Below are 26,845 nucleotides of genomic sequence, written 5' to 3'. Positions count from 1 at the left end.
CCGCCGGAATCCGCCGCCGTGGCGGAGCGCCGCTGCGGCGGAGCGAAGATGACCGTCGGTCCATCAGGGCTGCACACTGAGCACCGGGCGAGCGGCTGGCCAAGGGGCGCGAGGCTTCTGGCGCCGTTCCGGGCGGCCGCCCCAGGGACGCGGGCCTTCTGGCGCCGGGCAGAGCAGCCGACCCAGGGGCGCGGGGAACTGCGCGACCAGCCCCCACCGGGCCGCAGGTGCCCACCGGCCGGTCCGGCACCGCCGGAATCCGCCGCCGTGGCGGAGCGCCGCTGCGGCGGAAGGGGGAGGACGGGCGCAGAAGGGGTGACGGATCGTCGCCGTTCCAGGCGGCCCACTCAGGGGCGCGGGGAACTGCGCGACCAGCCCCCACCGGGCCGCGGGTGCCCACCGCCGGGTCCGGCACCGCCGGAATCCGCCGCCGTGGCGGAGCGCCGCTGCGGCGGAAGGGGGAGGACGGGCGTAGAAGGGGTGACGGATCGTCGCCGTTTCAGGCAGCCCACTCAGGGGCGCGGGGAACTGCGCGACCAGCCCCCACCGGCCCGCGGGCGTCCACCGGCCGGTCCGGCACCGCCGGGATCCGCCGTCGCGGCTGAGCGCCGTTGCGGCGGAAGGGGAAGGTGGGCGGAGGACGGGCGCAGAAGGGGTGACGGATCGTCGCCGTCCCGGGCAGCCGACCCAGGGGCGCGGGGAACGGCGCGATCAGCCCCCACCGGGCTGTGGGTGGCCGCCGGCGGGTTCGGTGGCGGCGGGATCCGGTGGTTCGGCGGCGGGAATGGCGAGGGTCAGACCACCGGTTTGCCCGTCAGTTCCACGCCGGCCTCGCGCAGCTCTTCCAGGGCGCGTTCTGTGGTCGCTTCCGCCACGCCCGCCGTGAGGTCGAGGAGGACCTGGGTGCGGAAGCCCTCCTTCGCGGCGTCCAGGGCGGTCGCCCGCACGCAGTGGTCGGTGGCGATGCCGACCACGTCCACCTCGTCGATCCTGCGGGCCCGCAGCCACTCCGCCAGCTTCACGCCGTTCTCGTCGACGCCCTCGAAGCCGCTGTACGCCGCGGAGTACGCCCCCTTGCTGAACACCGCGTCCACCGCGCCGGAGGCGACCGCCGGGGCGAAGTTCGGATGGAAGCCCACGCCCTCCGTGCCGGCGACACAGTGCGCCGGCCAGCTGTGGACGTAGTCGGGGTTGTCGGCGAAGTGGCCGCCCGGCGCGATGTGGTGGTCGCGGGTCGCCACCACGTGGCGGTAGCCGGCGGGCGCCTGCCCGATCAGCTCCGTGATCGCGGCGGCCACATCGGCCCCGCCGGCCACCGCGAGGCTGCCCCCCTCGCAGAAGTCGTTCTGCACATCGACGACGATCAAGGCGCGGCGCATGGTGGATGTCCTTCGCTATCGGTAGCGGGTCCGTCGACGGTGGAGACGCGGAATGAAGGGGTGCGGGCCCGGCCTGAACCTCCGAGCGTAGAGACTTACGGGGGCGTAGGGGAGGGGGCCTGGCAGGGCGCGTACGCGGGCACCCGCTCTAGCTACCCGAGCGCCCCTGCACGTACTCCGTCGGAATGACCGGTTCCCCGCGCGAGAGCTGGGTCGCCGAGAGCGGCAGGTTCGCGCGGGCCGCCGCGTGCCGGGCGCGGGCCGCGTCCAGCGGTTCGCGGGCGACGACCTGGCCGGACTTCACCAGCTCGATCAGGAGCTGCCGGTCGGCCAGGCCGGCCGGGACCTCGCCGGTGCCGACGACCTCGGCCTCCGCCACCCCGTCGGCGTCCAGCCGCCGCGCCGCCCACTTGCGTCCGCCGACGGACGTCTTCCCGCCGGTCGACTTCTTGGCGACCGGCACCAGCGGCGCCGTCGGATCGGCGGACTCGGCGCGCGCGACCAGCTTGTAGACCATCGAGCAGGTGGGGTGCCCGGAGCCGGTCACCAGCTGGGTGCCGACGCCGTACGCGTCCACGGGGGCGGCGGCGAGCGAGGCGATGGCGTACTCGTCGAGGTCGGAGGTCACGGTGATCCTGGTGTTCGTCGCGCCCAGCTCGTCCAGCTGCCGGCGCACCTGGTGGGCGACGAGCAGCAGGTCGCCGGAGTCGATGCGGACGGCGCCCAGCTCGGGCCCGGCCACCTCCACGGCCGTACGGACCGCCTCGGCGACGTCGTAGGTGTCGACGAGCAGGGTGGTGCCCCGGCCGAGCGAGTCGACCTGGGCCCGGAAGGCGTCGCGCTCGTGGTCGTGGAGCAGGGTGAAGGCGTGGGCGCTCGTCCCCACCGTCGGGATGCCGTAGCGGAAGCCGGCGGCGAGGTCGGAGGTGGTGGCGAAACCGCCGACGTAGGCGGCGCGGGAGGCGGCGACGGCGGCCAGCTCGTGGGTGCGGCGGGCGCCCATCTCGATCAGCGGGCGGTCCCCGGCGGCCGAGGACATCCGGGAGGCGGCGGCCGCGATCGCGGAGTCGTGGTTGAGGATGGAGAGGATCACGGTCTCCAGGAGCACGCACTCGGCGAAGGACCCCTCGACCCGCATGATCGGCGAGCCCGGGAAGTAGACCTCGCCCTCGGGGTAGCCCCAGATGTCGCCGCTGAAGCGGTAGCCGGCGAGCCACTCCAGGGTCGGCCCGTCGACGATGTTCCGCTCCGCCAGGAAGTCGAGGACGTCCGTGTCGAAGCGGAAGTTCTCGACCGCGTCCAGGACGCGCCCGGTGCCCGCCACGACGCCGTAGCGGCGCCCTTCCGGCAGCCGCCGGGTGAAGACCTCGAAGACGCTGCGCCGCTCGGCCGTACCCGCCTTCAGGGCGGCCTGCAGCATCGTCAGCTCGTACTGGTCCGTGAAGAGCGCCGTCGACGGGACGTCCACCGGCAGCCCAAGGTCCGCTACATCCACGACAGCTCTCCTAGCTATGACTCTCGGGGTGTCCCCAGGCCGGCCGGGGGTTCGGCCCGCGGCGCAGCCGCTGTTGATTACCGCGTCCCCCGATGTATGCAGCATGACGACAGATGCTACACCCCTTCGCGTCAGTGTGACGATTTATGGCGCCCGTGGCAGCATGGGCCTTGTGACGTCACCCGCTCCCGTAGAGATCGAACGCACCGAGTCGGCGGAGGAGACATTCGCCGTCCCCGAGCCCGACGTCCCGTGGATCACGCTCGTGCACAACGATCCCGTCAACCTCATGAGCTACGTGACGTACGTCTTCCAGACGTACTTCGGCTATCCCAAGGACAAGGCCACCAAGCTCATGCTGGACGTCCACCACAAGGGCCGGGCGGTCGTCTCCAGCGGCACCCGCGAGGAGATGGAGCGCGACGTACAGGCGATGCACGGCTACGGCCTGTGGGCCACCCTCCAGCAGGACCGCAAGTAGCCCCACCGGCCGCCCCCACCGACCGCCCCCCCGATCAGCTCCTCGATCAGCTCCGGAAGCAGCGAATCCCCTCCATGCCAGGAATCTTCGAACCGCTCCCCGGCGGCGGCGCGGCCGTCGCGCTCGACGACGTCGAGATCTCCATCATCCGGTCGCTGGCCGTCCAGCTCCTGGAGCTCATCGGCCCCGGCCCCGCCGAGGACGCCCCCGACGACCCGCTCGCCGAGCTGTTCGCCGAGGGCCCGAGCGAGGCGCCCGCCGACCCGGTGCTGCGCCGGCTCTTCCCGGACGCCTACGGGGACCCGGAGCGGCTCCCGCAGTCCCCGGAGGAGGCCGAGGAGCAGCAGGCGCACTCCGCCGAGTTCCGCCGCTTCACCGAGAACGACCTCAGGGCGGGCAAGCGGGAGACCGCCCTCGCGGTGATCCGCTCCCTCGACGCCCTCGCGCCGGAGGAGAAGGGCGAGGCGGTCCTGAAGCTGGCGCCGGAGGAGTCCCGGCAGTGGCTCGGCGCCCTCACCGACCTGCGGCTCGCGATCGGCTGCCGCCTCGACATCACCGACGAGGACGACACCGACCTCCTCTACCGGCTCCCGGACGAGGACCCCCGCAAGCCGATGGTGATGGCGTACCTGTGGCTCGGCGGCCTCCAGGAGACCCTGGTCGCGACCCTTATGCCGTAGTACGCCCCGAATGCCTCCCGGTCTCGCGTTCGCTCAGAGGACGCTCAAATCCGGATAACGATCCCGTCACCCTTGCGGCCTGGTATGGCAGTTTCGGTCGCGTTTTGTCCGGTTCTTCCAGTGGTGTGCGCCACAATCCCTCTCGGCGGAACCCGGTGATCAGTGTTGCGGCCGTGATAAATCTTCACGACCGCCCGGCGAACACCACCCACGTGTACGCCGGGTGCGCCACCGAACCGGCCACCACCGGTCAGGCACCGCTCCATCATCCGGGGGGATCGAAACCCGATCCGAGGCCGACGAGAGGCCCGGGTCGGCATGGAGAAAGGCGCACACCACACATGACCTCCGCTCAGGTCGACACGTCGGGGAACTCCTCCGGGACCTCCGAAGCCTCCGAAGAGGGGTACGAGCGCGGGCTCGGCAGCCGCCAGGTCCAGATGATCGCCATCGGCGGCGCCATCGGCGTCGGCCTCTTCCTGGGCGCCGGGGCGAACATCGCCAAGGCCGGTCCCAGCCTCATCCTGATGTACGCCCTCGCCGGCGGCATCATCTTCTTCATCATGCGGGCCCTCGGCGAGCTGCTGCTCTACCGTCCGGTCTCCGGCTCCTTCGCCGAGTACTCCCGCGAGTTCCTCGGCCCGTTCTTCGGCTACTTCACCGGCTGGACGTACTGGCTGATGTGGGTCGTGACGGGCATGGCGGAGCTCACCGCCGCGGCGATCTACGTGAACTACTGGTTCCCGTCCGTCCCGCAGTGGGTGACCGCGCTGGTCTTCCTGGTGATCCTCTTCGGGGTCAACCTGATCTCGGTCAAGGTCTTCGGAGAGCTGGAGTTCTGGTTCTCCATGGTCAAGGTCACCGCCCTGATCGGCATGATCGTGATCGGTCTCGGCGTCCTCACCTTCGGCTTCAGCGCCGCCGGTGACACCGCCTCGGTCGCGAACCTCTACCAGTTCGACGGCTTCTTCCCCAAGGGCGTCGGCTCCTCCCTGATGACCCTGCAGGGCGTCATGTTCGCCTACCTCGCGGTCGAGCTGGTCGGCGTCACCGCCGGCGAGTCGGAGAACCCGGAGAAGACCCTCCCCAAGGCGATCAACACCCTCCCCTGGCGCATCGCCCTCTTCTACGTCGGCGCGCTCACCGTCATCCTCTGCGTCGTGAAGTGGACGGAGTTCGCCCCGGGCGTCAGCCCCTTCGTGGCCGCCTTCGCGAAGATCGGCATCCCGGCAGGCGCCGGCATCGTCAACTTCGTCGTGCTGACCGCCGCGCTGTCCTCCTGCAACTCCGGCATGTACTCCACCGGCCGCATGCTGCGGAACCTGGCCGACAGCGGCGAGGCCCCGGCCGCCTTCCGCAAGCTGTCCGCGTCGAAGACCCCGGCGCTCGGCATCACCGTCTCGGTCCTCTTCATGGGCATCGGCGTGGTCCTCAACTACGTCGTCCCGGAGAAGGCGTTCGGCTACGTCACCTCCGTCGCCACCGCGGCCGGCATCTGGACCTGGCTGATGATCCTGATCAGCCACGTCCTCTACCGCCGCGCAGTCGACGCGGGCCGCCTGCCGGCCTCCGCCTTCCCGGCCCCCGGCGGCGCGAAGTTCAGCTGGGTCGCGATCGTCTTCCTCCTCTTCGTGACCGGCCTGATCGCGTACGACGCCGACTCCCGCGTCTGCCTCTACGTGATGGCCGGCTGGGCCGCCGCGCTGGGCGTCGGCTGGCTGGTCCTGAAGAACCGCAACCCCGAGGTCGCCGAGCGCCGCGAGCCGGCACCCCTGGAAAAGGTGGGCTGACCCAGGTGGGCTGACCCAAGACCACCCCGTCCAGGACGCCCGCCGAAGGGGAGCACTCGTGGCGCTCCCCTGCGGCAGCCGCTCAGGGCGTCCGGCATCCGGGCCGTCCCGTACCAGCCTTCGGTACGGGGCGGCCCTCTGCTTATCCTGGCGACCATGCTGACCATCACCCAGGCCCTCGTCGACCAGATCGTCGCCCACGCGCGCAAGGACCACCCCGACGAGGCGTGCGGCGTCGTCGCGGGCCCGGCGGGCTCGGACCGCCCCGAGCGCTTCCTCCCGATGCTGAACGCGGCGATGTCCCCCACGTTCTACGAGTTCGACTCCGGCGACCTCCTCAAGCTCTACCGCGAGATGGACGACCGCGACGAGGAGCCGGTGGTCGTCTACCACTCCCACACGGCGACCGAGGCGTACCCCTCCCGGACCGACATCTCGTACGCCAACGAGCCCGGCGCCCACTACGTCCTCGTCTCCACCGCCGACACCGACGGCCTGGGCGACTTCCAGTTCCGCTCGTACCGCATCGTGGACGGCGAGGTGACGGAGGAGGAGATCAGCGTCGTCGAGGCGTACTGACTCCCGGCGAGCCGGCACCCGCTCCTCGGTCTCCGCCGCTCACCAGGTCCTTCTCCCGTCACCACCGCTCACCAAATCTTTCTCCGCCGCAACGGCGCTCAGCCGCGACGGCGGATTTCGGCGGTGCCGGGACGGCCGGTGGTCACCCGCGGGCCGGTGGGGGCTGGTCGCGCAGTTCCTCCCCCAGCCTTCGGCCGGGGGTACCCCCAGCGCCCCTGGGGCGGCTGCCCTGCCCGGCGGTGATCCAGTGCCTCTTCTCCGCCGCCTGTCCTCCGCCCGCCGCAGCGGCGCTCGGCCGCGACGGTGGATTCCGGCGGTGCCGGACCGGCCGGTGGGCACCTGCGGGCCGGTGGGGGCTGGTCGCGCAGTTCCCCGCGCCCCCAGGTGGGCTGTCCTTGAGCTCGTCTCAGAGTTCGGGCGGAATTCGTCCGCGATATGGAATCACACTCCGGAACCGGCACCGGGAATCGATACGATGACCCCATGGTTCTGAACGACGTGGGCGACAAGGCGCGGGGCACCCTGCTCGTGGCGCGGCTGCACGTCGATCTGTGCAGGCTGAACAGCGCCATCTGTTGACGTTTCCCTGCCGCCGTACGGCCATGAGCCGCGGCGTGCTGCTGTGCGCGCCCAACCACCCAGACTTCCCGACAGGAGCCCGCAACCATGGCCATCGAGGTCCGCATCCCGACCATCCTCCGCCAGTACACCGACGGTCAGAAGGCGGTGGAGGGCAGTGGTGACACCATCGCCGACCTCTTCAACGACCTCGAGACCCGGCACGCCGGCATCCACGCCCGCATCGTGGACGACGGCAAGCTGCGCCGCTTCGTGAACGTGTACCTGAACGACGAGGACGTCCGTTTCGTCGACGGCATCAACACCAAGCTCACCGACGGCGACACCGTGACGATCCTGCCGGCCGTCGCCGGCGGCATGGCCTGAGATCTCCATGCGCTACGACTCCCCGTTGGCCGCGGTCGGCAACACCCCCCTGGTGCGCCTGCCGCGGCTCTCGCCGTCCGCCGACGTCCGGATCTGGGCCAAGCTGGAGGACCGCAACCCGACCGGCTCGGTCAAGGACCGCCCCGCGCTGCACATGATCGAGCAGGCGGAGAAGGACGGCCGGCTCACCCCGGGCTGCACCATCCTGGAGCCGACGTCGGGCAACACCGGCATCTCGCTGGCGATGGCCGCCAAGCTCAAGGGCTACCGCATGGTCTGCGTGATGCCCGAGAACACCTCGCAGGAGCGCCGGGACCTGCTGGGGATGTGGGGCGCGGAGATCATCTCCAGCCCGGCCGCGGGCGGTTCGAACACGGCCGTGCGGGTGGCGAAGGAACTGTCCGCCGAGCATCCCGACTGGGTGATGCTCTACCAGTACGGCAACCCGGACAACGCCGGTGCGCACTACGCGACCACCGGTCCGGAGATCCTCGCCGACCTGCCCTCCGTGACGCACTTCGTGGCGGGGCTGGGGACCACCGGCACGCTGATGGGCGTCGGGCGGTATCTGCGGGAGCACAAGCCGGACGTGAAGATCGTCGCCGCCGAACCCCGGTACGACGACCTGGTGTACGGGCTCAGGAACCTCGACGAGGGCTTCGTCCCCGAGCTGTACGACGCCTCCGTGCTCACCACCCGCTACTCCGTCGGCTCCGCGGACGCGGTGACCCGGACCCGGGACCTCCTCCAGCAGGAGGGCATCTTCGCGGGCATCTCCACCGGCGCCGCGCTGCACGCCGCGATCGGCGTCGGGAAGAAGGCCGTACAGGCCGGCGAGAGCGCGGACATCGTGTTCGTGGTCGCGGACGGCGGCTGGAAGTACCTCTCTACCGGCGTGTACACCGCCGCCACCACCGAGGAAGCCATCGAGACCCTCCAGGGTCAGCTCTGGGCATAGCGCTCATCATGTACGCGCCAACCCCCTCCTATGAGGGGGCTAAGCGCTGCCTATGGCGCGGCAAAGATCTTCGTCCGGGGGAACCGGTCCCCGGTGAACCCGGCTAGGTTCCTCACCGTCCTGTCATGCCACGCTCATCGGCATCCCAGGGTGTTCGAAGTGTCATGCTCATGACGCCGCACTCTGCCGCCGCTACGCGCGTCACGGGCCTGCCTTGTAACCCCACCGATGGAGGCAGTACCCCCATGCGTGAATCACGACGGAGCCTGCGAAGACTTCTGGCCTTCGCTTTCCCCGCCCTCGCCCTCGCCGTCTCCGGTTTCGTCGCGGCACCGACCGCGCAGGCACAGGCATCGGCACAGACCATCGCCCCCAGGGCCACCGCCCAGACCACCCGGGCCGCCCAGAACTCCAAGGCCCTCACCGACCCCGCCCGGCAGGCGGTGCACAGCACCGGCAAGGCCGGGCAGAAGGTGCCCACCAAGCACCTGTGCGCCACCGTCTCCAAGCCCGGTGAGGTCAACTGCTTCGCGCAGCGCCGCACCGACATCAAGCAGCAGCTGTCCTCGGCACTCGCCGCCGCCCCCTCCGGCCTGAGCCCGACCAACCTGCACAGCGCCTACAACCTGCCCTCGACCGGCGGCTCCGGCCTCACCGTCGCCGTGGTCGACGCCTACAACGACCCGAACGCCGCCTCGGACCTGGCCACCTACCGCTCCACGTACGGCCTGTCCGCGTGCACCGTCGCCAACGGCTGCTTCAAGCAGGTCAGCCAGACCGGTTCGACGACCTCGCTGCCGACGAACGACTCCGGCTGGGCCGGCGAGGAAGCGCTCGACATCGACATGGTCAGCGCCGTCTGCCCGAACTGCAACATCATCCTCGTCGAGGCCAGCTCCGCCACCGACTCCGACCTCGGCACCGCCGAGAACGAGGCCGTCGCGCTCGGCGCCAAGTTCGTCTCCAACAGCTGGGGCGGCTCCGAGTCCTCCTCCCAGACCAGCGAGGACACCTCGTACTTCAAGCACCCGGGTGTCGCCATCACCGTCTCCGCCGGTGACGAGGACTACGGCGCCGAGTACCCGGCGACCTCCCAGTACGTGACCGCCGTCGGCGGCACCGCGCTCTCCACCTCGTCCAGCACGCGCGGCTGGACCGAGTCCGTGTGGAAGACCAGCTCCTCCGAGGGCACCGGCTCCGGCTGCTCCGCCTACGACGCGAAGCCGAGCTGGCAGACCGACACCGGCTGCACCAAGCGCATGGAGTCCGACGTCTCCGCGGTCGCCGACCCGGCCACCGGTGTGGCGGTCTACGACACCTACGGCGGCTCCGGCTGGGCGGTCTACGGCGGTACGAGTGCCTCCTCGCCGATCATCGCCGGTGTGTACGCCCTCGCGGGCACCCCGGGTTCGAGCGACTACCCGGCGAAGTACCCGTACTCCCACACCAGCAACCTGTACGACGTCACCAGCGGCAACAACGGCTCCTGCTCGACGTCGTACTTCTGCACCGCGGGCACCGGCTACGACGGCCCGACCGGCTGGGGCACCCCGAACGGCACCACCGCCTTCGCCTCCGGCACCAGCACCGGCAACACGGTGACCGTCACCAACCCGGGCAGCCAGTCCACCGCGACCGGCTCCTCGGTCAGCCTGCAGATCTCGGCCTCCGACAGCGCGGGCGCGACCCTCACCTACAGCGCCTCCGGCCTGCCCACCGGCCTGTCCATCTCCAGCTCCACCGGCCTGATCTCCGGCACGGCGTCCACCGCGGGCACCTACAGCGCCACCGTCACCGCGACCGACTCCACCGGCGCCTCCGGGTCCGCCTCCTTCACCTGGACCGTCAGCACCAGCGGCGGCGGCACCTGCACCTCCACGCAGCTGCTGGGCAACCCCGGCTTCGAGTCGGGCAACACCACCTGGACCGCGACCAGCGGTGTCATCACCAACTCCAGCAGCGAGGCCGCCCACGCGGGCTCGTACAAGGCGTGGCTCGACGGCTACGGCTCCTCGCACACCGACACGCTCTCCCAGTCGGTGACGATCCCGAGCGGCTGCACCGCCACCACGTTCACCTTCTACCTGCACGTCGACACGGCCGAGACCACCACCAGCACCCAGTACGACAAGCTGACGGTCACCGCCGGTTCGACCACCCTGGCCACGTACTCCAACCTCAACGCGGCCTCCGGCTACGTGCAGAAGTCCTTCAGCCTCGGGTCCTACGCGGGCTCGACCGTCACCCTGAAGTTCAGCGGTGTCGAGGACTCCTCGCTCCAGACCAGCTTCGTCGTCGACGACACCGCCGTCACGACCGGCTGACCCCTCCCGTGAACTGACCGGATCCCGCGCCCGGAAGCCGTCCGGGTGCGGGATCCGTATGACCGCCGGGTACGTCATATCGGCACCAAGGGTCCGTTCCCCTACGGAAAGGCGGACACCCCATGCGCCGTACGACGTTCCACCGCGCGTCGCTCGCCGCGGCGAGCCTGCTCCTGCTGGCGGGCTGCGGCTCCCAGGGCGGAGGCGGCGACAAGGGCAGCGGTGCGGTGTCCCCGAAACCGACCTCGACCCCGACCCCGAGCGCGACCTCGACACCCACCCCCTCCGCCGGTGGGTCCGCCGCCGGCTGCACGCCCGTGACCTCCGAACTCACCACCGCCGACAGCGGCCGTACCTTCTGCCTGGCCCAGGACGGCACTCTCCGGATCACCCTGGACGGGACCGAGCAGCGCCCGTGGAAGAAGATCGGCGTCGCCGGGGACACGGGTGCCCTGAAAGAGATCAACTACGGGATCATGCTCCGCGGCGGGGACGCCGGTTCCGCCTTCCGGGCGACGGCCGCCGGGACCGTCACCCTCTCCGCCACCCGCCCCCTGTGCGCCCAGCCCACCGCGCCCGGCGGGGTCTCCTGCAAGGGGATCCAGGAGTGGCAGGTCACCGTACGGGTGAGCTGAGCCCGCCCCGCGCGTCCTACGCGAGGTGCCGCACCTGGTCCCACAGCACCGGGTCGACCACGCCCACCCGGCGCCGGAACTCCCACACCGCGATCTCGCGCAGCTCGTCCGTCTCCAGGAAGCTCGGCCGGCCCTGGGCGTCCCCGACCGAGCCCGGCGGCAGCGGGATCACCCCGGCGCGCTCGTCGTGGTACTTGCTGGTGATCTTCGCGATCGTCGCCCGGTTGCCGTGCACGGCCAGCACCAGGCAGGGCCGGTCCTTGGCGCCGGGTCCGTCCTCGTAGGGCACGTTGGCCCACCAGATGTCCCCCGGGTGGGGCCGTCCGAGCTGTGTGCGGGTCCCGCGCGGATGCCCCGGGGGGCGGGTGCGGTGCCCGCGCGGGCGGTGGCCCCTGCCCCAGCCGTCGACGAGCGTGGCGACCAGCGCCAGCAGAACGACTGCCGCGAGCGCGAGCCACCAAGACGTGTCCATACGACGACGTTACCGGCGCGAGATAATCAATGCGCGCCCTTGCGCGATCCTCATACGCCCCCGGTCCAGCCGAACCGGTGACGCCACAGGTGAGTTCGCCCACAACGGCCCCTGGCGGAGGAGCGACCGGCTCTTTTGCGCCTTACGCTCGACAAACCGCACGACCCCCGTCATGCCCTTTTTCCCGACTCCAGATCCCAGCGCATCTGGGTTTCCGCCAACGGAGGTTTCTGCTTCATGAAGCTCACCGTCGTCGGCTGCTCGGGGTCGTTCCCGTCCGCGGAATCGGCCTGTTCGAGCTACCTCGTAGAGGCCGACGGCTTCCGGCTGCTCCTCGACATGGGCAACGGCGCCCTGGGCGAGCTGCAGCGCCACTGCGGTCTCTACGACCTCGACGCGATCTTCCTGAGCCATCTGCACGCCGACCACTGCATCGACATGTGCGCCTACTTCGTGGCGCGCTACTACCGCCATGACGGCGGCCCGTGCCCGCCGATCCCGGTCTACGGCCCGGAGGGCACCGAACACCGCCTCACCACGGCCTACGCCGACACGCCGACCGCCTCCTCGATGAGCGAGGTCTTCGACTTCCACACGGTCAAGCCGTCCACGTTCGACGTCGGCCCCTTCACGGTCCACGCCGAGCGGGTCCGGCACCCCGTGGAGGCGTACGGCATCCGCGTCGAGCACGCCGGGAAGTCCCTGACGTACTCCGGCGACACCGGCGTCACCCCGGCGCTGGAGGACCTGGCCCGGGACACCGACCTGTTCCTGTGCGAGGCCGCCTTCACGCACGGCAAGGAGAACATCCCGGACCTGCACCTCAACGGCCGCGAGGCCGGCGAGACCGCGGCCCGGGCCGGCGCCCGCCGCCTGGTCCTCACCCACATCCCGCCGTGGACCGACCCCGCCGTCAACCTCGCCGACGCCCGCGAGGTCTTCGACGGCCCGGTGGATCTCGCGGCACCGAGGGCGACGTACGAGATCTGACACGTGTACGGCGTTCAGGGCCGTACGACGCGAAGAAGGCCCCCGCCGCCGCGGGGGCCTTCTCCATGAGTGCTGCCGGGACTCACGCCTTCGTGAGGTCCTCGATCTCCTCCTCGGGCTCGCGGCCCGGGGTGGGGAGGTTGAAGCGGACGATGGCGAAGCGGAAGACGAAGTAGTAGATCGCTCCGAACACCAGGCCGATCGGGATGATCAGCCAGGGCTTGGTCGCCAGGTTCCAGTTGAGTATGTAGTCGATGACACCCGCGGAGAAGGTGAAGCCCGCATGCACCCCGAGCGCCCAGGTGATCGCCATGGACAGGGCGGTGAGCACCGCGTGGATCACGTACAGCAGCGGCGCGATGAACATGAAGGTGAACTCGATCGGCTCGGTCACACCGGTCACGAAGGAGGTCAGCGCCATCGACATCATCATGCCCATCACGGCCGCGCGGCGCTCCGGGCGGGCGGTGTGCGCGATGGCCAGGGCGGCGGCCGGGAGGCCGAACATCATGATGGGGAAGAAGCCGGACATGAACTGTCCGGCGGTCGGGTCACCGGCGAAGAAGCGGGTCAGGTCGCCGTGCACGATCGTGCCGGACGCCGTCTTGTAGTCGCCGATCTGGAACCAGGAGACGGTGTTCACGAACTGGTGCATGCCGACCGGGATCAGCGCACGGTTGATCAGGCCGAACAGACCGGCACCGAGGGCGCCCAGGCCCGTGATCCACTCACCGAAGTTGGAGATGCCCTCGCCGATCGGCTTCCAGACCAGACCGAAGAAGACGCCCATGATCGTGCCGACGAAGGCCATGATGATCGGGACGAGCCGGCGGCCGTTGAAGAAGCCGAGCCAGTCCACCAGCTTGGTCCGATGGAACCGCTGCCAGACCACCGCGCCCAGCAGACCCATCACCAGGCCGCCGAGCACACCGGGGTTGTTGAAGGTCGCGGGGACGTCCGCGCCCTTCAGGATCTGCGCGTCGGTGACGGGGAACGCGGTGAGCACGTTCTTGTAGACCAGGAAGCCGACCAGGGCGGCCAGTGCGGTGGAGCCGTCCGCCTTCTTGGCGAAGCCGATCGCGACGCCGATACAGAAGAGCATCGGGAGGTTGTCGAAGATCGCGCCGCCCGCCGTGGCGAAGACCGAGGTGACCTTGTCGGGCAGGTGCAGCTTGTCGTGGATGTCCTGCTGACCGAAGCGGAGCAGCAGACCAGCCGCCGGAAGCACGGCGATCGGGAGCTGGAGGCTGCGGCCGACCTTCTGCAGGCCCTGGAAAAGACCGGATCCCCACTTCTTTGTGGGGGCCGCCGTCGCGGTGGCGGTTGTCATACTTCCTCCATCGGTGGTGGTCTACACCACTCAGTGGTGTAGACCTGTTGTACACGATGGGGGCGTTATAAGGAACCCGTCAATTCCGCAACCGGAGCACTACGCGGTGTATGCCGTTCGGCCACAGGCTGCTCAGGCCCCGGTGACGTCTTCCACCTCGTCCTCCGGTTCCCTGCCCGGGGTCTTCAGATCGAACCGCGTGATGGCGAACCGGAAGATCACGTAGTAGACCGCCGCGAAGCACAACCCGATCGGGACGATCGCCCAAGGCCGCGTCGCCAGCTTCCAGTTGATGACGTAGTCGATGAGCCCCGCCGAGAAACTGAACCCGTCGTGCACCCCCAGCCCCCACGTCACCGCCATCGACACCCCCGTCAGCACCGCGTGCACCCCGTACAGCAGCGGCGCGACGAACATGAACGAGTACTCGATCGGCTCCGTGATGCCCGTCACGAACGACGTCAGCGCCACCGACAGCATCAGACCGCCGATCTCCTTGCGCCGGTGCGGCCTCGCGCAGTGCGTGATGGCGAGCGCGGCGGCCGGCAGCGCGAACATCATGACCGGGAAGAACCCCGACGTGAACTGCCCCGCGTCCGGATCACCCGCCAGGAACATGTTGATGTCGCCGTGCACCGTCTGCCCGCCGGGCGTGGTGTAACTGCCGAACTGGAACCAGATGGGCACGTTCAGGAACTGGTGCAGCCCGACCACCAGCAACGCCCGGTTCGCAAGCCCGAACACCCCCGCACCCCACGCCCCGGCGTCCCGCAGCCAGTGGCTGAAGCTCTCCAGGCCGCCGCCGACCGGCGGCCAGACCCACAGGCACAGCGCGGCGAACGCGATGGCCACGAACGACATGATGATCGGGACCAGCCGCCGCCCGTTGAAGAACCCCAGCCAGTCCACCAGCCGCGTCCGGTGGTACCGCGCCCAGAAGAACGCCGTCAGCAGCCCCAGCGCGATCCCCCCGAACACCCCCGGATTCTGGAACGTGAACGTCGACACCGTCCCGTCCCGCACCTGGCACCCGATCCCCGGCAGCGTCCTCGAACCGCCGGGGCAGTCCTCCGGGAACTGGTGCAGCACCCCGTAATAGACGAGAAAGCCCGCCACCGCCGCCAGCGCCGTCGAACCGTCCGCCTTCCTCGCCATCCCGATCGCGACCCCGACACAGAACAGCAGCGGCAGCCCGACCGAACCGTCAAGGAGCGCCCCGCCCGCCCCCTTCATCACCTTGGAGACCGCCGTCCAGCCCAGCCCCTGCTCACCGAACACGTCGGGCTGGCCCAGCCGGTTGAGGATCCCCGCGGCCGGCAGCACCGCGATCGGCAGCTGGAGACTGCGCCCCATCTTCTGCAGCCCCTGGAACAGCACGTGCCACCGCTCCCGCGCGGGACGTGCCGTACTGTCGGCGCTCTCGGCACTCATGGGCGCGTCCTCCGGGCCGCTCGGCTGCACCGCGGGGGTTGCCGCCGGGGTTTGTCGACCGCCCACCAGCTGGTGTAGACCAGTCGACAGACGGTTCCGCCGCGCTGCTCGCCATCATTCGGCACACGCGGTACGGCCGCTCGCAAAGATGGGCCAACTGTGGGTTACTGCGACAAAGCGGTTCGGATCAGGGAGAAGGAACATGGCCAGCAAGGCTGAGAAGATCGTCGCCGGCCTCGGCGGAATCGAGAACATCGACGAGATCGAAGGCTGCATCACCCGGCTGCGCACCGAGGTCCACGACGCCTCGCTGGTCGACGACGCCGCCCTCAAGGCCGCCGGCGCCCACGGCGTCGTCAAGATGGGCACCGCCATCCAGGTCGTCATCGGCACCGACGCCGACCCGATCGCCGCGGAGATCGAAGACATGATGTGAGCCCACGGGCTCACCGGGTCCGCCGGGTCCACCGGCAAGGGGCCCCTCCCCTCCTGGGGAGGGGCCCCTTCCCGTGCTCACGCTCCGGATAGGCTCGTCGCCATGTCTCGAATCGACGGCCGCACCCCCGAACAACTCCGCCCGGTCACCATCGAACGCGGCTGGAGCAAGCACGCCGAGGGCTCCGTCCTCGTCTCCTTCGGCGACACCAAGGTCTTCTGCACCGCCTCCGTCACCGAAGGCGTCCCCCGCTGGCGCAAGGGCAGCGGCGAGGGCTGGGTCACCGCGGAGTACAGCATGCTCCCCCGCGCCACCAACACCCGCGGCGACCGCGAGTCCGTCAAGGGCAAGATCGGCGGCCGCACCCACGAGATCTCCCGCCTCATCGGACGCTCCCTGCGCGCCGTCATCGACTACAAGGCCCTCGGCGAGAACACCATCGTCCTCGACTGCGACGTCCTCCAGGCCGACGGCGGCACCCGCACCGCCGCCATCACCGGCGCCTACGTCGCCCTCGCCGACGCCGTCACCTGGGCCAAGGAGCGCAAGCTCGTCAAGGCCGGCCGCCAGCCCCTCACCGGTACCGTCTCCGCCGTCTCCGTCGGCATCGTCGGCGGGGTCCCGCTCCTGGACCTCTGCTACGAGGAGGACGTCAAGGCCGAGACCGACATGAACGTCGTCTGCACCGGCGACGGCCGCTTCGTCGAGGTCCAGGGCACCGCCGAGGCCGAACCCTTCGCCCGCGACGAACTCAACGCCCTCCTCGACCTCGCCGTCGCCGGCTGCACCGACCTGGCCACGATCCAGCAGGCCGCGCTCGAAGAAGCCCTCAAGAAGCAGTAAAGGAAAAGAAAAAACCCGAGGTACGAGAGGGCAACCCGAGCAGTCCACCCCGCGTCCCTATCAATACGGGCGCACGGCACGTACAACCGTGCGCCCGGCCAGTCTTACAACGGGGAGGGAACACCACCATGGCCGCCAGCCGACGCCGAGGAAGCCGTCGCGTCACCGCCATCGCCGCCGTAGCCGCGACCGCCGCACTCACCGGTGCCCTCCTCGCCGGCTGCGACTCGGTCAACACGGCACTGGACTGCGTCCGCACCGCCGACTCCATCGCCGACAGCGTCACCGCGCTCCAGCAGGCCGTGGAGAACGCCGCGAACGACCCCACCCGCACCGACGCCTCCCTCGACTCCATCCAGCAGAACCTCAAGAAGATCGGCGACCAGACCGACGACGCCGACGTCAACAAGGCGGTCGACCAGCTCCAGCAGGCCGTGGACAACGTCCGCACGGCCGTCAGGAACGGCGACTCCACCCCCGACGTCACCCCGGTCACCGACGCGGCCGGCGAACTGACCAAGGTCTGCACTCCGTAAGGCGCCGCGCCGGCCCTTGCGATACTGCTGGCCATGACGACCCGCCTGATCCTCGCCACCCGCAACGCCGGCAAAATCACCGAACTCCACGCCATCCTCGCCGAGGCGGGCCTGCCGCACGACCTCGTCGGCGCCGACGCGTACCCCGACATCCCCGACGTCAAGGAAACCGGCGTCACCTTCGCCGAGAACGCGCTGCTGAAGGCCCACGCCCTCGCCCAGGCCACCGGCCTCCCGGCCGTCGCCGACGACTCCGGCCTCTGCGTGGACGTCCTGGGCGGCGCCCCCGGCATCTTCTCCGCCCGCTGGGCAGGCCGCCACGGCGACGACAAGGCCAACCTCGACCTCCTCCTCGCCCAGCTCGCCGACATCGCCGAGGAACACAGGGGGGCCCACTTCGCCTGCGCGGCGGCCCTGGCGTTGCCGGACGGCACGGAACGCGTGGTCGAGGGCCAGCTGCGCGGGCTCCTCCGCCACACCCCGTCCGGCACGAACGGCTTCGGCTACGACCCGATCCTCCAGCCGGAGGGCGAGACACGGACCTGCGCCGAGCTGACCCCCGAGGAGAAGAACGCGATCAGCCACCGGGGGAAGGCGTTCCGGGCACTGGTGCCGGTGGTGCGGGAGCTGCTGGGCTGAGGCGCAGCAAGGGGCCGCCCGGACGGGCGGCCCCTCTTGTCTGGGTGCGGTCGGTGGGACTCGAACCCACACGGGATTTCTCCCACGGGCACCTAAAGCCCGCGCGTATCGCCTATTTCGCCACGACCGCCCCAAAACGGGCATTTTCTGGAACTGCCGTTTTGCTCGGCCCAGTGTACGGGGCTATGACTTTCTTCGTGCGCCTCCCCGGCGCCAGTTGCTCGTGGCCGCATGGCAGTTCGGGCACACCAGTCGCAGGTTCTCCTGCCGGTCGTCGCCCCCGACTTCACCCTCCCCAGCGCCTCCGGCAACGTCCGCGCCCCCCGAGCCGCTTCCTCCAGCCGCTCCCTGGTGTACGCACTGGCCCCCATCGAGCCCCCTCCGTCCCGGCCGCGCGTTCGCAGACCGTACGGAGTGACGAACCGGTTGTCGGACGGTCACGCGCGGGAGCCGGAAAAGAGGGAACGGCTCGCGCCGGGAGTGTCCCGGTGCGAGCCGTCGGCGTCGGTGGATCAGGTGGTTCTCAGATGCCCAGATCCTTGATGATCTTTGCCACGTGGCCGGTGGCGCGGACGTTGTAGAGGGCGCGTTCGACCTTGCCCTCCTCGTCGACGACGACCGTGGAGCGGATGACGCCCAGGTAGGTCTTGCCGTAGTTCATCTTCTCGCCGTAGGCGCCGTAGGCGTCCAGGACCTTCTTGTCGGGGTCGGCGAGGAGGGTGACCTTGAGGTTCTCCTTCTCGCGGAACTTGCCGAGTTTCTCGGGGGCGTCGGGGGAGATGCCGAGGACGTCGTAGCCGGCGTCGGCGAGGAGGGAGAGGTTGTCCGTGAAGTCGCAGGCCTGCTTCGTGCAGCCCGGGGTGAGGGCCGCCGGGTAGAAGTAGACGATGACCTTGCGGCCCTTGTGGGCGGAGAGGGACACCTCGTTGCCGTCGGCGTCGGGGAGGGTGAAGTCGGGGGCTACGTCCCCGGGCTGGAGTCGCTCGCTCATCGGTCTAGCGTAACGGGGGGTCCTGGCCGTGCGACGGCGGTGAGAGCTGACAGACTGTCCAGAACAGGCAGTACGGCAGACTTCGGAGGGCCTACGGTGGCGGAGACGTCGGACACCAGAACCCCGGCGCAGATCGAGGCGGACATCAAGCGCCGCCGCGAGGTGCTGGCCGAGACGCTGGACGAGATCGGGGTGCGGGTGCACCCGAAGACCATCGTCGGCGATGCGAAGGCCAAGGTGGCGGCCAACGTCGATCACACGCTCGGGAGGGCCTACGTCCAGGTCAACCGGGTCGTGAGCGAGGTGCGGGCCCAGTTCGTGGACGAAGAGGGCGCGCCGCGACTGGAGCGGGTGGTACCGGTCGCCCTCGTCGCCGTGGGCGTGGTCGGGCTGCTGGTCTTCAGCGGTACCCGGCGGCGTAAGAGCTGATCAGAGGCAGGTAGGTTCACAGGCGTGAGCGCCAAGAGAGACGAGCAGAGCAGCCGGCACGACAAGCTGCCCATCCGGATGCTGCACGACCGGGTCCTGGTCAAGCAGGACACCGGGGAGGGCGAGCGACGGTCGGGCGGGGGCATCCTGATCCCCGCCACGGCGGCCGTCGGGCGCCGGCTGGCCTGGGCCGAGGTGGTCGCGGTCGGCCAGAACGTGCGGACGGTGGAGCCCGGTGACCGGGTGCTGTACGACCCGGAGGACCGTGCCGAGGTCGAGGTGCGGGGAGTGGCGTACGTGCTGATGCGGGAGCGCGATCTGCACGCGGTGGCCGCCGACCGGTTCGAGGGCTCGGAGGACTCGACCGGCCTGTATCTCTGATTCTCTGATTCAGAGGCTTGAAGGGGCCTGGTGACTGCGGTCACCAGGCCCCTTTGTCGTTTCTTTGCTATGTTCGAAGGAGCTAGCCCGACGAGACGCGCCGTACCGGGACCGTGAAGGCAAAGACGACGCACCCTGCGTTCAGTGAGACGTCTCGGAGGTGCCTGTCATGGCCTGGGTTCTGCTGTTGGTCGCCGGTCTGCTCGAAGTGGGGTGGTCCGTGGGGATGAAGTACACGGACGGGTTCACCCGGCCCCTGCCCAGTCTGCTCACCGGCGGCGGGATCGTCGCCAGCATGCTGCTGCTGTCGTACGCCGCGAGGACGCTCCCCATCGGTACCGCCTACGGCGTGTGGGTGGGGATCGGGGCGGCGGGGGCGGCGGTGTTCGGCATGGTGGTGCTCGGGGAGCCGGCCACCGCCGCCCGGATCTTCTTCGTGTGCCTGCTGCTGGTCGCCGTGGTGGGGCTCAAGGCGACCAGCGGTCATTGAACGAACCCGAACCCGCCTCCGTCGCCCGCCGTGGTGCCGGTACTGGTGCCGGTGTCGGTGCCCGAGGTCGTCGTACCGGTACTGGTGCCGGCGGTCGTGGTCCCGGTCGAGGTGCCGGAGTCCGTTCCCGAGGTCGTCGTTCCGGAGTCGGTGCCGGCGGTCGTCGTACCCGACGTGGTGGTGCCGGCGGTGGTGGAGCCGTCGGTCGTGGAGCCGTCGGTGGTGCCGGCGGTGGTGGAGCCGTCCGTGGTGCCGCCGTTGTCCTGGCCGCCGTCGGTGGTGCCGCCGTTGTCCTGGTTCCCGCCGGTGGTGCCGCCGTTGTCCTGGCCGCCGGTGCCCGGGGTGGCCGTGCCCTGGGTGGGCGGGGCCACGGTCTCGGCGCCGGCCTGGAGGTCCAGGTCGAAGTCGGAGGCCGTGGTGCCCTTCAGGGCGTCCTTGGTGTACTGCGCCCAGATCTCGGTCGGGGCCCCGCCGCCGTTGATGCGCGCCAGGCCGAGCGCGCCGTAGAGCGACTTGTGGGCGGCCGTGACCGGGTCCTGGCCCATCACGGAGACGACGGTGGAGAGGTCGGGGGTGTAGCCCGCGAACCAGGCGGCGGTGTCCTCCTCGGCGGTGCCGGTCTTGCCGGCGGCCGGGCGGCCCGCGGCCTGCGCGGCGGTGGCGGTGCCGTTGTCGACGACACTCTGCAGGATGGAGGTGGTGGTGTCGGCGGCCTGTCGGCTGACGGCCTGCTTGGTCGTCGCCTGCGGCAGCCTGATCTCCTGCGTGCCGTCCCGGGTGACCTTGTCGACCATCGTGTACGTGCCGTGCTTGCCGTGGTTGGCGAGCGTGGCGTACGCCTCCGCCATGTCGAGGACGCTGGCGGTGGCGGTGCCGAGGGCGATCGACGGGTACGGCTGGAGGTCCTTGGTGTCGGCGGGGATGCCCAGGTCGACGGCGGTCTGCTTGACCTTGGACGGGCCGACGTCGACGGCCATCTGCGCGTACACCGAGTTCACGGAGAGGTCGGTGGCCTTGCGGACGGTGATCTGGCCGTACGACTTCTCGTCCTCGTTCTCCGGTGCGTAGGAGCCGCCGGGCCAGCCCTGGACGGTGCGCTTGTTGGTGCCGTCGTAGTAGGTGTTCGGGGTGATGGTCTGCCCGGACTGGGTGGTGGAGCCGTTGTCGACGGCGGAGGCGAAGACGAACGGCTTGAAGGTGGAGCCGACCTGGAAGTCACCGCGGGTCGCGCCGTTGGTGTACTGCTTCACGTAGTCGATGCCGCCGTACATGGCGACGACCTTGCCGGTCTTCGGGTCGACGGAGGCGCCGCCGGCCCGTACGTAGCTGTCGACCTTGTTGCTCTTGCTCAGCTTGGACATCAGCTTGTCGTCGACCGCCTTGACGAAGGCGTTCTGCCGGCTCTTCTGCAGGGTGGTGGTGATGCGGTAGCCGCCGGCCTCCAGGGCGTCCGAGTCGACGATCTTGTTCTTGATCAGGTAGTCGTTGACCGCGTTGACGATGTAGCCGCGCTGCCCGGACATGCCGGTGGAGACGGTCTGCTGCTTCGGCATCGGGAACTTCATGCCGGCCCGCTTCGACTCGCTGAGCCAGCCCTTCTTGACCATGCCGTCGAGGACGTAGTTCCAGCGGGCGACCGCGGCCGCCTTGTTCTCGGGGTGGGCGACGACGTCGTACTCGCTCGGCGCGTTGACGAGCGCGGCGAGGTAGGCGGCGCGGGCCGGGTCGAGGTCGATGGCGTCCACGCCGTAGTAGGCCTGGGCGGCGGCCTGGATGCCGTAGGCGTTGCGGCCGAAGTAGCTGGTGTTGAGGTAGCCCTCCAGGATCTGGGCCTTGGACTCGCTGCGGTCCAGCTTGATCGAGATGAAGAACTCCTTCACCTTGCGGGTGACGGTCTGCTCCTGGGCGAGGTAGTAGTTCTTCACGTACTGCTGGGTGATCGTGGAGCCGGACTGGGTGCCCTTGCCGGTCGCGGTGTTCCAGGCGGCGCGCAGCATCGCCTTGGGGTCGACCGCGGACTCGGTGTAGAAGTCCCGGTCCTCGGCGGCGAGCACGGCGTGCTGGGCGTCCACGGAGACCTGGGAGAGGTCGACGTTCTCCCGGTTGACCTCGCCGTCCCGGGCGAGCTGGGAGCCGTCGGCGTACAGGTACACGTTGGACTGCTTGGTCGCGAACGTGTTGGCCGCCGGGATCTTCACCATCGAGTAGCCGAGGAAGAACAGGCCGATCAGCAGCAGCACCCCGAGCACGAAGGTGCCGAGCACCATCCGCCAGGTCGGGATGATCCGCCGCCATCCGGTCCGCTTGGGCCGCTTCATCTTCTTCTCGCCCCCGTTCGTCGGCACGTCGGCCGCGGCCGGCCCGGCCCCGGGTGCCGGGACCGCGGTGACCGCGGTGGGTGCCGGGACCGCGGCGGGTGCCGGTGGCGCTGCCGCCTTCGGCACCCTGACCGCCGCGAGCTGTCGTGTCTGCGTGTCCTGCCCCTTCTCGGCCGCCGCGGGCGGGCGCGCCCTGGGCACCGTGACCGCCGTGAGCTGTCGGGTCCGGGTGTCCTCGGCCGCCGCCCTCGGCGGTGTGCTCGTCTTCTCGTTCTCGCCGGCTCTCCCGCCCGCCGGTGCCTGCTCCGTCCTCGCCTGCTCCGCCTTCGCCTGCTCCGTCTTCACCCGTTCGGCCGCCGCGGGCGGCTCCGCCGTCCGCTCCCCGGCCGCCGCGGGCGGCTCCGGCTGCTTCGCCTCGGCCACCGGCTGCGGCGGGGTCTTCTTCTCCTCGGCCGCGGCCGGCGGCTCCGTCGGGCCTCCGCCGCCCTGGTTCGGCTGTTGCGGCTGCGGCTCGTCGCTCATGTCGTGCACGGACTCCTGTTTCGCGTCGTACATTCGTTCCCGTACGACCTCGTACGCTTCTGCGCCCCCTGTTGAAGACTCTCGCACCGCGCGTTCCGTTCCCGGATTCCGGCACGCTTCGGTCACGGAAATTGCGTGGCCTGCGATGTCGTCGGCGCAGTAGGCTCCTGCGCTTCGGTGTCGGGCGGTCCGGGAGGTCGGTTGGCGTGGGCGCGGGACGGTTGTACACGGCCGTCGCGGCGGGGGGTTTCCGACGGTACGCGACGTATCGGGCGGCCACCGCCGCAGGGGTGTTCACCAACACGGTCTTCGGGATCATCCTCGTCTACACGTACGTGGCGCTCTGGGACGAGAAACCGCACCTCGGGGGCTATGACCAGGCACAGGCGGTGACCTATGTGTGGCTCGGGCAGTGCCTGTACGCGACGCTCGCGATCCAGGGCGGGGGCGTGGAAAAAGACCTGATGGAGCGTATCCGCACCGGCGCGATCGCGATCGACCTGTACCGTCCGGCCGATCTCCAAATGTGGTGGCTGGCGACCGACTTGGGCCGTTCGCTGTTCCAGATGCTGGGCCGGGGCGTGATCCCCTTCCTGTTCGGCGCGGTGTTCTTCCCGATGGCGCTGCCCGCGGACGCCGGCACCTGGGCCGCCTTCCTGGTCGCGCTGTTCCTCGCGATGCTCGTCAGCTTCGGCATCCGGTACCTGGTCGCGCTGAGCGCGTTCTGGCTGCTGGACGGGATGGGCGTCAACCAGGTGCTGATGATCACGGGGATCTTCTTCTCCGGCATGACCCTGCCGCTGAACGTCTTCCCGGGCGCCTTCGGCGAGGTCGCCCGCGTCCTGCCGTGGGCGGCGCAGATCCAGATGCCGGCGGACGTGCTGATGGGCGAGACCGGGGTGGCGGGGGCGTTCGCCTTCCAGGCCGGGTGGGCGGTGGCGCTGCTGGCGGCGGGCCGGCTGCTGCAGTCGGCGGCGACGCGACGGGTGGTGGTGCAGGGTGGGTGAGCGCGTTGCGGAGTGGCGGCGCGGGGTGGGTGAGCGTGCCCTGGACGGTCTGCGGGCGTACCGGCTGATCGCCGCGATGTGGATCCGCTCCACGATGACCTACCGCACCTCCTTCGCCATCACGATGGTCGGGAACCTGCTGGTGACCGGGCTGGACTTCGCCACGATCCTGCTGATGTTCTCGCAGGTCGACTCGCTCGGCGGCTGGTCGCTGCCCGAGGTCTGCTTCCTGTACGGGCTGTCGGCGACCGCGTTCGGCGTCGCCGACCTGGTGCTGGGCTCGATGGACGTGCTGGGCACCCGGATCCGCGACGGCTCCTTCGACACGCTGCTGGTCCGGCCGGCCCCCGTACTCGCCCAGATAGGAGCGGACCACTTCGCGCTGCGCCGCCTCGGCCGGATCACCCAGGGCGCGGTGGTGCTGGGCTGGGCGCTGGTCTCCGTGGACGTCGCGTGGACGCCGGCGAAGGTGCTGCTGGTCCCGCTGATGCTGGCCGGCGGCGCGGCGATCTTCTGCGCGCTGTTCGTGGCGGGCGCGGCCTTCCAGTTCCTGGCGCAGGACGCGGCGGAGGTGCAGAACGCGTTCACGTACGGCGGTACGACGCTGCTGCAGTACCCGCCGACGGTGTTCGGGAAGGACTTCGTGCGCGGGGTGACGTTCATGCTGCCGCTGGCCTTCGTCAACTGGGTGCCGGCCGCGTACGTGCTGGGGCGGCCGTACCCGCTGCGGCTGCCGGCGTGGACGGCGTGGTCGACGCCGCTGGTGGCGCTGGGGTGCTGCGCGCTGGCGGGCCTGGCCTGGCGGGCCGGTCTCAGGGCCTACCGAAGTACGGGGAGTTGATCCGATGACCGGGGAGCAGGGAGCTGATCCGATGCCGGACGAGGCGGGCGAGGCGGGCGAGATGTTCATCGAGGTCGACGGAGTGGAGAAGGTCTTCGACGTCAGGAAGAAGGCCGGCTTCCTGAAGCGGGAACGCCGGCAGGTACGGGCGGTCGACTCGCTCTCCTTCACGGTGGCGCGCGGCGAGATGGTCGGCTACATCGGTCCGAACGGCGCCGGGAAGTCGACCACGATCAAGATGCTGACGGGCATCCTGACCCCGAGCGCCGGCCGGCTCCGGGTGGCCGGCATCGACCCGTCCCGCGAACGCACCCGCCTGGCCCACCGCATCGGCGTGGTCTTCGGCCAGCGGACGACCCTCTGGTGGGACCTTCCGCTCATCGACTCCTACCGCCTGATGCACCGCATGTACCGCATCCCGGACGCCCGTTACCGCGAGAACCTGGACCGCCTGGTCGAACTCCTCTCCCTGGACTCCCTCCTGGACGTCCCGGTACGGCAACTCTCCCTCGGCCAGCGGATGCGCGGCGACATCGTGGCCGCACTCCTGCACGACCCGGACGTCCTCTACCTCGACGAGCCGACGATCGGCCTGGACGTCATCTCGAAGGCCAGGGTCCGCGACTTCCTCCGCGAACTGAACACCGAACGCGGCACCACGGTCCTGCTCACCACCCACGACCTCCAGGACATCGAGCAGCTGTGCTCCCGCGTGATGGTCATCGACCACGGACGGCTGGTGTACGACGGTCCGCTCGGCGGCCTGCACGAGGCGGGGGAGAGCGAGCGCACCCTCGTGGTCGACCTGGAGCGGGAGCTCCCGCCGATCGACGCCGGCCCGGCGGCCCGGGTGGTGAAGGTGGAGGGGCCGAGGCAGTGGCTGGCGTTCCCGGCGTCGGAGTCGGCGGCGCCGCTGGTGGCGCGGATCGCGGCGGAGTACCCGCTGGCCGACCTGTCGGTCCGGGAGCCGGACATCGAGGCGGTGATCGCGAAGATGTACGCGGACCGGGCCACCGCATAGGCCCCGTAGCCCCGTGGTCCCCGGCGCCGCGAACTCGTAGTCTGCACTCTATGACCGACGATGCCCCGGAGCTGCGCGCCTCCGACGCCGATCGTGAACGAGTCGCCGAGATCCTGCGGGACGCCCTCGCCGAGGGGCGGCTGGACATGGCGGAGTTCGAGGAACGGCTGGAGGCGACGTACCAGGCCCGTACGTACGGTGAGCTGACGCCGATCACCAGGGACCTGCCCCCGGCGGGCGGGTCACCTGCGGTGCCGCTCAGCAAGCCCCCCGTTGCGAGCGGGAGTTGGGGAAGCCGGATCGTCGGCGGCGAGGGCTCCTCCTCGTGGGCGGTGGCCGTGATGTCCGGCTTCCAGCGCAAGGGCCGCTGGACGGTGCCGCGGCGCTTCAACGCCTTCGCGTTCTGGGGCGGCGGCGAGATCGACCTGCGCGAGGCGAACTTCGCGGACGGCGAGGTCGTGATCAACTGCGTCGCGATCATGGGCGGGATGAGCGTGATCGTGCCGCCGGGCGTCGAGGTGGTGATGCGCGGCATCGGCATCATGGGCGGCTTCGACGAACGCGAGCACGACATGTCGCCGGACCCGGGTGCCCCGCGGGTGGTGGTCACGGGCTTCGCGTTCTGGGGCGGGGTCGAGGTGGCCCACAAGGTGACGAAGGCGGAACGCCGCCAGGAGCGCCTGGACCACAAGTCGGCCCGCCACGAACTCCACGCCGCCCGCCAGGAATGGCACCACCAACGCCGCGAACACCGCGAGGAACGGGGACGCCGGAGGCACGGGGACAACTGAGCCGGAGGCAGCCGACCTAAAAGGGGGCGCCGTCGCGGCGGGTCCAGGAAAACGCCGGGACGTTTCGACCGACGGTGGTGCAGCGTCCCCAAAGGGGCGCGGGGAACTGCG

At 70.2% G+C, this 26,845-nt stretch carries 28 protein-coding genes, 1 tRNA gene, 2 pseudogenes and 1 riboswitch; of the genes and pseudogenes, 21 read left to right on the top strand and 10 right to left on the bottom strand.

All coding sequences use genetic code 11. The features are described 5' to 3' along the window. Positions 1-794: 794 nt before the first annotated feature. Positions 795-1,379, bottom strand: a complete 585-nt coding sequence (locus ACFZB3_RS16400; RefSeq protein WP_391375709.1) for an isochorismatase family protein — start codon at positions 1,377-1,379, stop codon at positions 795-797. Positions 1,380-1,527: 148 nt separating this feature from the next. After that, entirely contained in the window at positions 1,528-2,874 is a 1,347-nt protein-coding gene (locus ACFZB3_RS16395) for a nicotinate phosphoribosyltransferase (RefSeq protein WP_391375706.1), read from the bottom strand. A 163-nt stretch (positions 2,875-3,037) separates the two neighbouring features. On the opposite strand from ACFZB3_RS16395, the gene clpS reads away from it, so the two are divergent. The 9 genes from clpS (at position 3,038) to ACFZB3_RS16350 (ending at position 11,266) form a co-directional block, all read left to right on the top strand. After that, positions 3,038-3,355: an ATP-dependent Clp protease adapter ClpS gene (gene clpS, locus ACFZB3_RS16390; RefSeq protein WP_351958189.1), complete on the top strand. Its 318-nt coding sequence runs from the start codon at positions 3,038-3,040 to the stop codon at positions 3,353-3,355. Positions 3,356-3,429: 74 nt separating this feature from the next. After that, the gene (locus tag ACFZB3_RS16385; RefSeq protein ID WP_391375704.1) at positions 3,430-4,035 is read left to right on the top strand and encodes a DUF2017 family protein; all 606 of its coding nucleotides are present in this window, start codon (positions 3,430-3,432) and stop codon (positions 4,033-4,035) included. A gap of 341 nt (positions 4,036-4,376) precedes the next feature. After that, entirely contained in the window at positions 4,377-5,825 is a 1,449-nt protein-coding gene (locus tag ACFZB3_RS16380) for an amino acid permease (RefSeq protein WP_391375701.1), read from the top strand. A 156-nt stretch (positions 5,826-5,981) separates the two neighbouring features. After that, positions 5,982-6,404, top strand: coding sequence for a Mov34/MPN/PAD-1 family protein (locus tag ACFZB3_RS16375; RefSeq protein ID WP_391375698.1), 423 nt, complete (start codon positions 5,982-5,984; stop codon positions 6,402-6,404). 483 nt (positions 6,405-6,887) lie between these two features. Next, entirely contained in the window at positions 6,888-6,983 is a 96-nt protein-coding gene (locus tag ACFZB3_RS16370; protein ID WP_350784557.1) for a putative leader peptide, read from the top strand. A gap of 87 nt (positions 6,984-7,070) precedes the next feature. After that, positions 7,071-7,349, top strand: a complete 279-nt coding sequence (locus ACFZB3_RS16365) for a MoaD/ThiS family protein (protein WP_089106666.1) — start codon at positions 7,071-7,073, stop codon at positions 7,347-7,349. A gap of 7 nt (positions 7,350-7,356) precedes the next feature. Beyond that, positions 7,357-8,307 (top strand): PLP-dependent cysteine synthase family protein, encoded by a 951-nt coding sequence (locus tag ACFZB3_RS16360; RefSeq protein WP_089106667.1) that lies wholly within the window; start codon positions 7,357-7,359, stop codon positions 8,305-8,307. 245 nt (positions 8,308-8,552) lie between these two features. Continuing rightward, positions 8,553-10,631, top strand: a complete 2,079-nt coding sequence (locus ACFZB3_RS16355; protein WP_391375694.1) for a putative Ig domain-containing protein — start codon at positions 8,553-8,555, stop codon at positions 10,629-10,631. Between the two features lie 122 nt (positions 10,632-10,753). After that, positions 10,754-11,266: a hypothetical protein gene (locus tag ACFZB3_RS16350; protein ID WP_391375691.1), complete on the top strand. Its 513-nt coding sequence runs from the start codon at positions 10,754-10,756 to the stop codon at positions 11,264-11,266. A gap of 16 nt (positions 11,267-11,282) precedes the next feature. Here the strand turns inward: ACFZB3_RS16350 and ACFZB3_RS16345 are convergent, their stop codons facing one another. Beyond that, on the bottom strand, positions 11,283-11,738 hold the full coding sequence (locus tag ACFZB3_RS16345; protein ID WP_391375688.1) for a type II toxin-antitoxin system PemK/MazF family toxin: 456 nt from the start codon (positions 11,736-11,738) through the stop codon (positions 11,283-11,285). 237 nt (positions 11,739-11,975) lie between these two features. Here ACFZB3_RS16345 and ACFZB3_RS16340 point away from each other — a divergent pair, with 237 nt between their 5' ends. Further along, positions 11,976-12,728, top strand: a complete 753-nt coding sequence (locus tag ACFZB3_RS16340) for an MBL fold metallo-hydrolase (RefSeq protein ID WP_391375685.1) — start codon at positions 11,976-11,978, stop codon at positions 12,726-12,728. 82 nt (positions 12,729-12,810) lie between these two features. Here ACFZB3_RS16340 and ACFZB3_RS16335 read toward each other — a convergent pair whose 3' ends face one another. Beyond that, positions 12,811-14,058, bottom strand: a complete 1,248-nt coding sequence (locus ACFZB3_RS16335) for a PTS transporter subunit EIIC (RefSeq protein WP_391375683.1) — start codon at positions 14,056-14,058, stop codon at positions 12,811-12,813. A 132-nt stretch (positions 14,059-14,190) separates the two neighbouring features. Then, positions 14,191-15,489 carry a PTS transporter subunit EIIC gene (locus tag ACFZB3_RS16330; RefSeq protein ID WP_391375680.1) on the bottom strand — a complete coding sequence of 433 codons (1,299 nt, stop codon included), beginning with the start codon at positions 15,487-15,489 and terminating at the stop codon, positions 14,191-14,193. Between the two features lie 202 nt (positions 15,490-15,691). Between ACFZB3_RS16330 and ACFZB3_RS16325 the strand changes: the two genes are divergently transcribed. From ACFZB3_RS16325 to rdgB, 4 genes are all read left to right on the top strand, one after another. Beyond that, positions 15,692-15,925, top strand: coding sequence for a glucose PTS transporter subunit EIIB (locus tag ACFZB3_RS16325; RefSeq protein ID WP_089106674.1), 234 nt, complete (start codon positions 15,692-15,694; stop codon positions 15,923-15,925). Positions 15,926-16,027: 102 nt separating this feature from the next. Next, a complete protein-coding gene (gene rph, locus ACFZB3_RS16320; RefSeq protein WP_391375676.1) occupies positions 16,028-16,768 on the top strand; it encodes a ribonuclease PH in 741 nt (246 codons plus the stop codon). 128 nt (positions 16,769-16,896) lie between these two features. Then, the gene (locus ACFZB3_RS16315; protein WP_391375673.1) at positions 16,897-17,304 is read left to right on the top strand and encodes a hypothetical protein; all 408 of its coding nucleotides are present in this window, start codon (positions 16,897-16,899) and stop codon (positions 17,302-17,304) included. Between the two features lie 33 nt (positions 17,305-17,337). Beyond that, the gene (rdgB, locus tag ACFZB3_RS16310; RefSeq protein ID WP_391375670.1) at positions 17,338-17,943 is read left to right on the top strand and encodes an RdgB/HAM1 family non-canonical purine NTP pyrophosphatase; all 606 of its coding nucleotides are present in this window, start codon (positions 17,338-17,340) and stop codon (positions 17,941-17,943) included. 45 nt (positions 17,944-17,988) lie between these two features. On the opposite strand, the gene ACFZB3_RS16305 is transcribed toward rdgB, so the two are convergent. The 4 genes and pseudogenes from ACFZB3_RS16305 to bcp form a co-directional block, all read right to left on the bottom strand. Next, positions 17,989-18,073 (bottom strand) — tRNA-Leu (locus ACFZB3_RS16305). A 53-nt stretch (positions 18,074-18,126) separates the two neighbouring features. Continuing rightward, positions 18,127-18,219 (bottom strand): annotated as a pseudogene (locus tag ACFZB3_RS16300) (HNH endonuclease); the annotation flags it as partial. A gap of 11 nt (positions 18,220-18,230) precedes the next feature. Further along, a pseudogene (locus ACFZB3_RS16295) lies at positions 18,231-18,314 on the bottom strand (HNH endonuclease); the annotation flags it as partial. A gap of 152 nt (positions 18,315-18,466) precedes the next feature. Continuing rightward, complete coding sequence (gene bcp, locus ACFZB3_RS16290) at positions 18,467-18,934, bottom strand: thioredoxin-dependent thiol peroxidase (protein WP_391375667.1); 468 nt, start codon at positions 18,932-18,934, stop codon at positions 18,467-18,469. A 96-nt stretch (positions 18,935-19,030) separates the two neighbouring features. On the opposite strand from bcp, the gene ACFZB3_RS16285 reads away from it, so the two are divergent. The 3 genes from ACFZB3_RS16285 to ACFZB3_RS16275 all read left to right on the top strand — a co-directional run bounded on the left by ACFZB3_RS16285 (position 19,031) and on the right by ACFZB3_RS16275 (position 20,234). After that, positions 19,031-19,363 (top strand): DUF3618 domain-containing protein, encoded by a 333-nt coding sequence (locus tag ACFZB3_RS16285; RefSeq protein ID WP_089106679.1) that lies wholly within the window; start codon positions 19,031-19,033, stop codon positions 19,361-19,363. Between the two features lie 24 nt (positions 19,364-19,387). Then, positions 19,388-19,744: a co-chaperone GroES gene (locus ACFZB3_RS16280; protein ID WP_189261159.1), complete on the top strand. Its 357-nt coding sequence runs from the start codon at positions 19,388-19,390 to the stop codon at positions 19,742-19,744. Positions 19,745-19,810: 66 nt separating this feature from the next. Continuing rightward, positions 19,811-19,879: riboswitch (guanidine-III (ykkC-III) riboswitch) on the top strand. Positions 19,880-19,913: 34 nt separating this feature from the next. Further along, positions 19,914-20,234, top strand: coding sequence for an SMR family transporter (locus tag ACFZB3_RS16275; protein WP_391375663.1), 321 nt, complete (start codon positions 19,914-19,916; stop codon positions 20,232-20,234). On the opposite strand, the gene ACFZB3_RS16270 is transcribed toward ACFZB3_RS16275, so the two are convergent. Next, a complete protein-coding gene (locus ACFZB3_RS16270; RefSeq protein WP_391375843.1) occupies positions 20,228-22,552 on the bottom strand; it encodes a transglycosylase domain-containing protein in 2,325 nt (774 codons plus the stop codon). The genes ACFZB3_RS16275 and ACFZB3_RS16270 overlap by 7 nt on opposite strands. A 743-nt stretch (positions 22,553-23,295) precedes the next feature. Between ACFZB3_RS16270 and ACFZB3_RS16265 the strand changes: the two genes are divergently transcribed. The 4 genes from ACFZB3_RS16265 to ACFZB3_RS16250 all read left to right on the top strand — a co-directional run bounded on the left by ACFZB3_RS16265 (position 23,296) and on the right by ACFZB3_RS16250 (position 26,734). Then, on the top strand, positions 23,296-24,081 hold the full coding sequence (locus ACFZB3_RS16265) for an ABC-2 family transporter protein (RefSeq protein WP_391375840.1): 786 nt from the start codon (positions 23,296-23,298) through the stop codon (positions 24,079-24,081). A gap of 76 nt (positions 24,082-24,157) precedes the next feature. Then, positions 24,158-24,922 carry an ABC-2 family transporter protein gene (locus ACFZB3_RS16260; RefSeq protein ID WP_391375837.1) on the top strand — a complete coding sequence of 255 codons (765 nt, stop codon included), beginning with the start codon at positions 24,158-24,160 and terminating at the stop codon, positions 24,920-24,922. 4 nt (positions 24,923-24,926) lie between these two features. Further along, the gene (locus tag ACFZB3_RS16255) at positions 24,927-25,943 is read left to right on the top strand and encodes an ATP-binding cassette domain-containing protein (protein WP_391375660.1); all 1,017 of its coding nucleotides are present in this window, start codon (positions 24,927-24,929) and stop codon (positions 25,941-25,943) included. A gap of 50 nt (positions 25,944-25,993) precedes the next feature. Then, a complete protein-coding gene (locus tag ACFZB3_RS16250) occupies positions 25,994-26,734 on the top strand; it encodes a DUF1707 domain-containing protein (protein WP_391375657.1) in 741 nt (246 codons plus the stop codon). The last annotated feature ends 111 nt before the right edge of the window (positions 26,735-26,845 follow it).

It is taken from the genome of Streptomyces sp. NPDC008092, from assembly GCF_042957285.1.
In the GTDB taxonomy this organism is placed as follows: domain Bacteria; phylum Actinomycetota; class Actinomycetes; order Streptomycetales; family Streptomycetaceae; genus Streptomyces.
The sequence above is the reverse complement of the archived record's forward strand: the minus strand, read 5'-3'. Positions and strand labels throughout refer to the sequence as shown.

What these genes read in the sequence shown, in the direction of transcription:
- ACFZB3_RS16400 (WP_391375709.1), bottom strand. Translation starts at nt 1,379, where the DNA reads ATGCGCCGCGCCTTGATCGTCGTCGATGTGCAGAACGACTTCTGCGAG.
- clpS (WP_351958189.1), top strand. Translation starts at nt 3,038, where the DNA reads ATGGGCCTTGTGACGTCACCCGCTCCCGTAGAGATCGAACGCACCGAG.
- ACFZB3_RS16385 (WP_391375704.1), top strand. Translation starts at nt 3,430, where the DNA reads ATGCCAGGAATCTTCGAACCGCTCCCCGGCGGCGGCGCGGCCGTCGCG.
- ACFZB3_RS16380 (WP_391375701.1), top strand. Translation starts at nt 4,377, where the DNA reads ATGACCTCCGCTCAGGTCGACACGTCGGGGAACTCCTCCGGGACCTCC.
- ACFZB3_RS16375 (WP_391375698.1), top strand. Translation starts at nt 5,982, where the DNA reads ATGCTGACCATCACCCAGGCCCTCGTCGACCAGATCGTCGCCCACGCG.
- ACFZB3_RS16370 (WP_350784557.1), top strand. Translation starts at nt 6,888, where the DNA reads ATGGTTCTGAACGACGTGGGCGACAAGGCGCGGGGCACCCTGCTCGTG.
- ACFZB3_RS16365 (WP_089106666.1), top strand. Translation starts at nt 7,071, where the DNA reads ATGGCCATCGAGGTCCGCATCCCGACCATCCTCCGCCAGTACACCGAC.
- ACFZB3_RS16360 (WP_089106667.1), top strand. Translation starts at nt 7,357, where the DNA reads ATGCGCTACGACTCCCCGTTGGCCGCGGTCGGCAACACCCCCCTGGTG.
- ACFZB3_RS16355 (WP_391375694.1), top strand. Translation starts at nt 8,553, where the DNA reads ATGCGTGAATCACGACGGAGCCTGCGAAGACTTCTGGCCTTCGCTTTC.
- ACFZB3_RS16350 (WP_391375691.1), top strand. Translation starts at nt 10,754, where the DNA reads ATGCGCCGTACGACGTTCCACCGCGCGTCGCTCGCCGCGGCGAGCCTG.
- ACFZB3_RS16345 (WP_391375688.1), bottom strand. Translation starts at nt 11,738, where the DNA reads ATGGACACGTCTTGGTGGCTCGCGCTCGCGGCAGTCGTTCTGCTGGCG.
- ACFZB3_RS16340 (WP_391375685.1), top strand. Translation starts at nt 11,976, where the DNA reads ATGAAGCTCACCGTCGTCGGCTGCTCGGGGTCGTTCCCGTCCGCGGAA.
- ACFZB3_RS16335 (WP_391375683.1), bottom strand. Translation starts at nt 14,058, where the DNA reads ATGACAACCGCCACCGCGACGGCGGCCCCCACAAAGAAGTGGGGATCC.
- ACFZB3_RS16330 (WP_391375680.1), bottom strand. Translation starts at nt 15,489, where the DNA reads ATGAGTGCCGAGAGCGCCGACAGTACGGCACGTCCCGCGCGGGAGCGG.
- ACFZB3_RS16325 (WP_089106674.1), top strand. Translation starts at nt 15,692, where the DNA reads ATGGCCAGCAAGGCTGAGAAGATCGTCGCCGGCCTCGGCGGAATCGAG.
- rph (WP_391375676.1), top strand. Translation starts at nt 16,028, where the DNA reads ATGTCTCGAATCGACGGCCGCACCCCCGAACAACTCCGCCCGGTCACC.
- ACFZB3_RS16315 (WP_391375673.1), top strand. Translation starts at nt 16,897, where the DNA reads ATGGCCGCCAGCCGACGCCGAGGAAGCCGTCGCGTCACCGCCATCGCC.
- rdgB (WP_391375670.1), top strand. Translation starts at nt 17,338, where the DNA reads ATGACGACCCGCCTGATCCTCGCCACCCGCAACGCCGGCAAAATCACC.
- bcp (WP_391375667.1), bottom strand. Translation starts at nt 18,934, where the DNA reads ATGAGCGAGCGACTCCAGCCCGGGGACGTAGCCCCCGACTTCACCCTC.
- ACFZB3_RS16275 (WP_391375663.1), top strand. Translation starts at nt 19,914, where the DNA reads ATGGCCTGGGTTCTGCTGTTGGTCGCCGGTCTGCTCGAAGTGGGGTGG.
- ACFZB3_RS16270 (WP_391375843.1), bottom strand. Translation starts at nt 22,552, where the DNA reads ATGAAGCGGCCCAAGCGGACCGGATGGCGGCGGATCATCCCGACCTGG.
- ACFZB3_RS16260 (WP_391375837.1), top strand. Translation starts at nt 24,158, where the DNA reads ATGTGGATCCGCTCCACGATGACCTACCGCACCTCCTTCGCCATCACG.
- ACFZB3_RS16255 (WP_391375660.1), top strand. Translation starts at nt 24,927, where the DNA reads ATGACCGGGGAGCAGGGAGCTGATCCGATGCCGGACGAGGCGGGCGAG.
- ACFZB3_RS16250 (WP_391375657.1), top strand. Translation starts at nt 25,994, where the DNA reads ATGACCGACGATGCCCCGGAGCTGCGCGCCTCCGACGCCGATCGTGAA.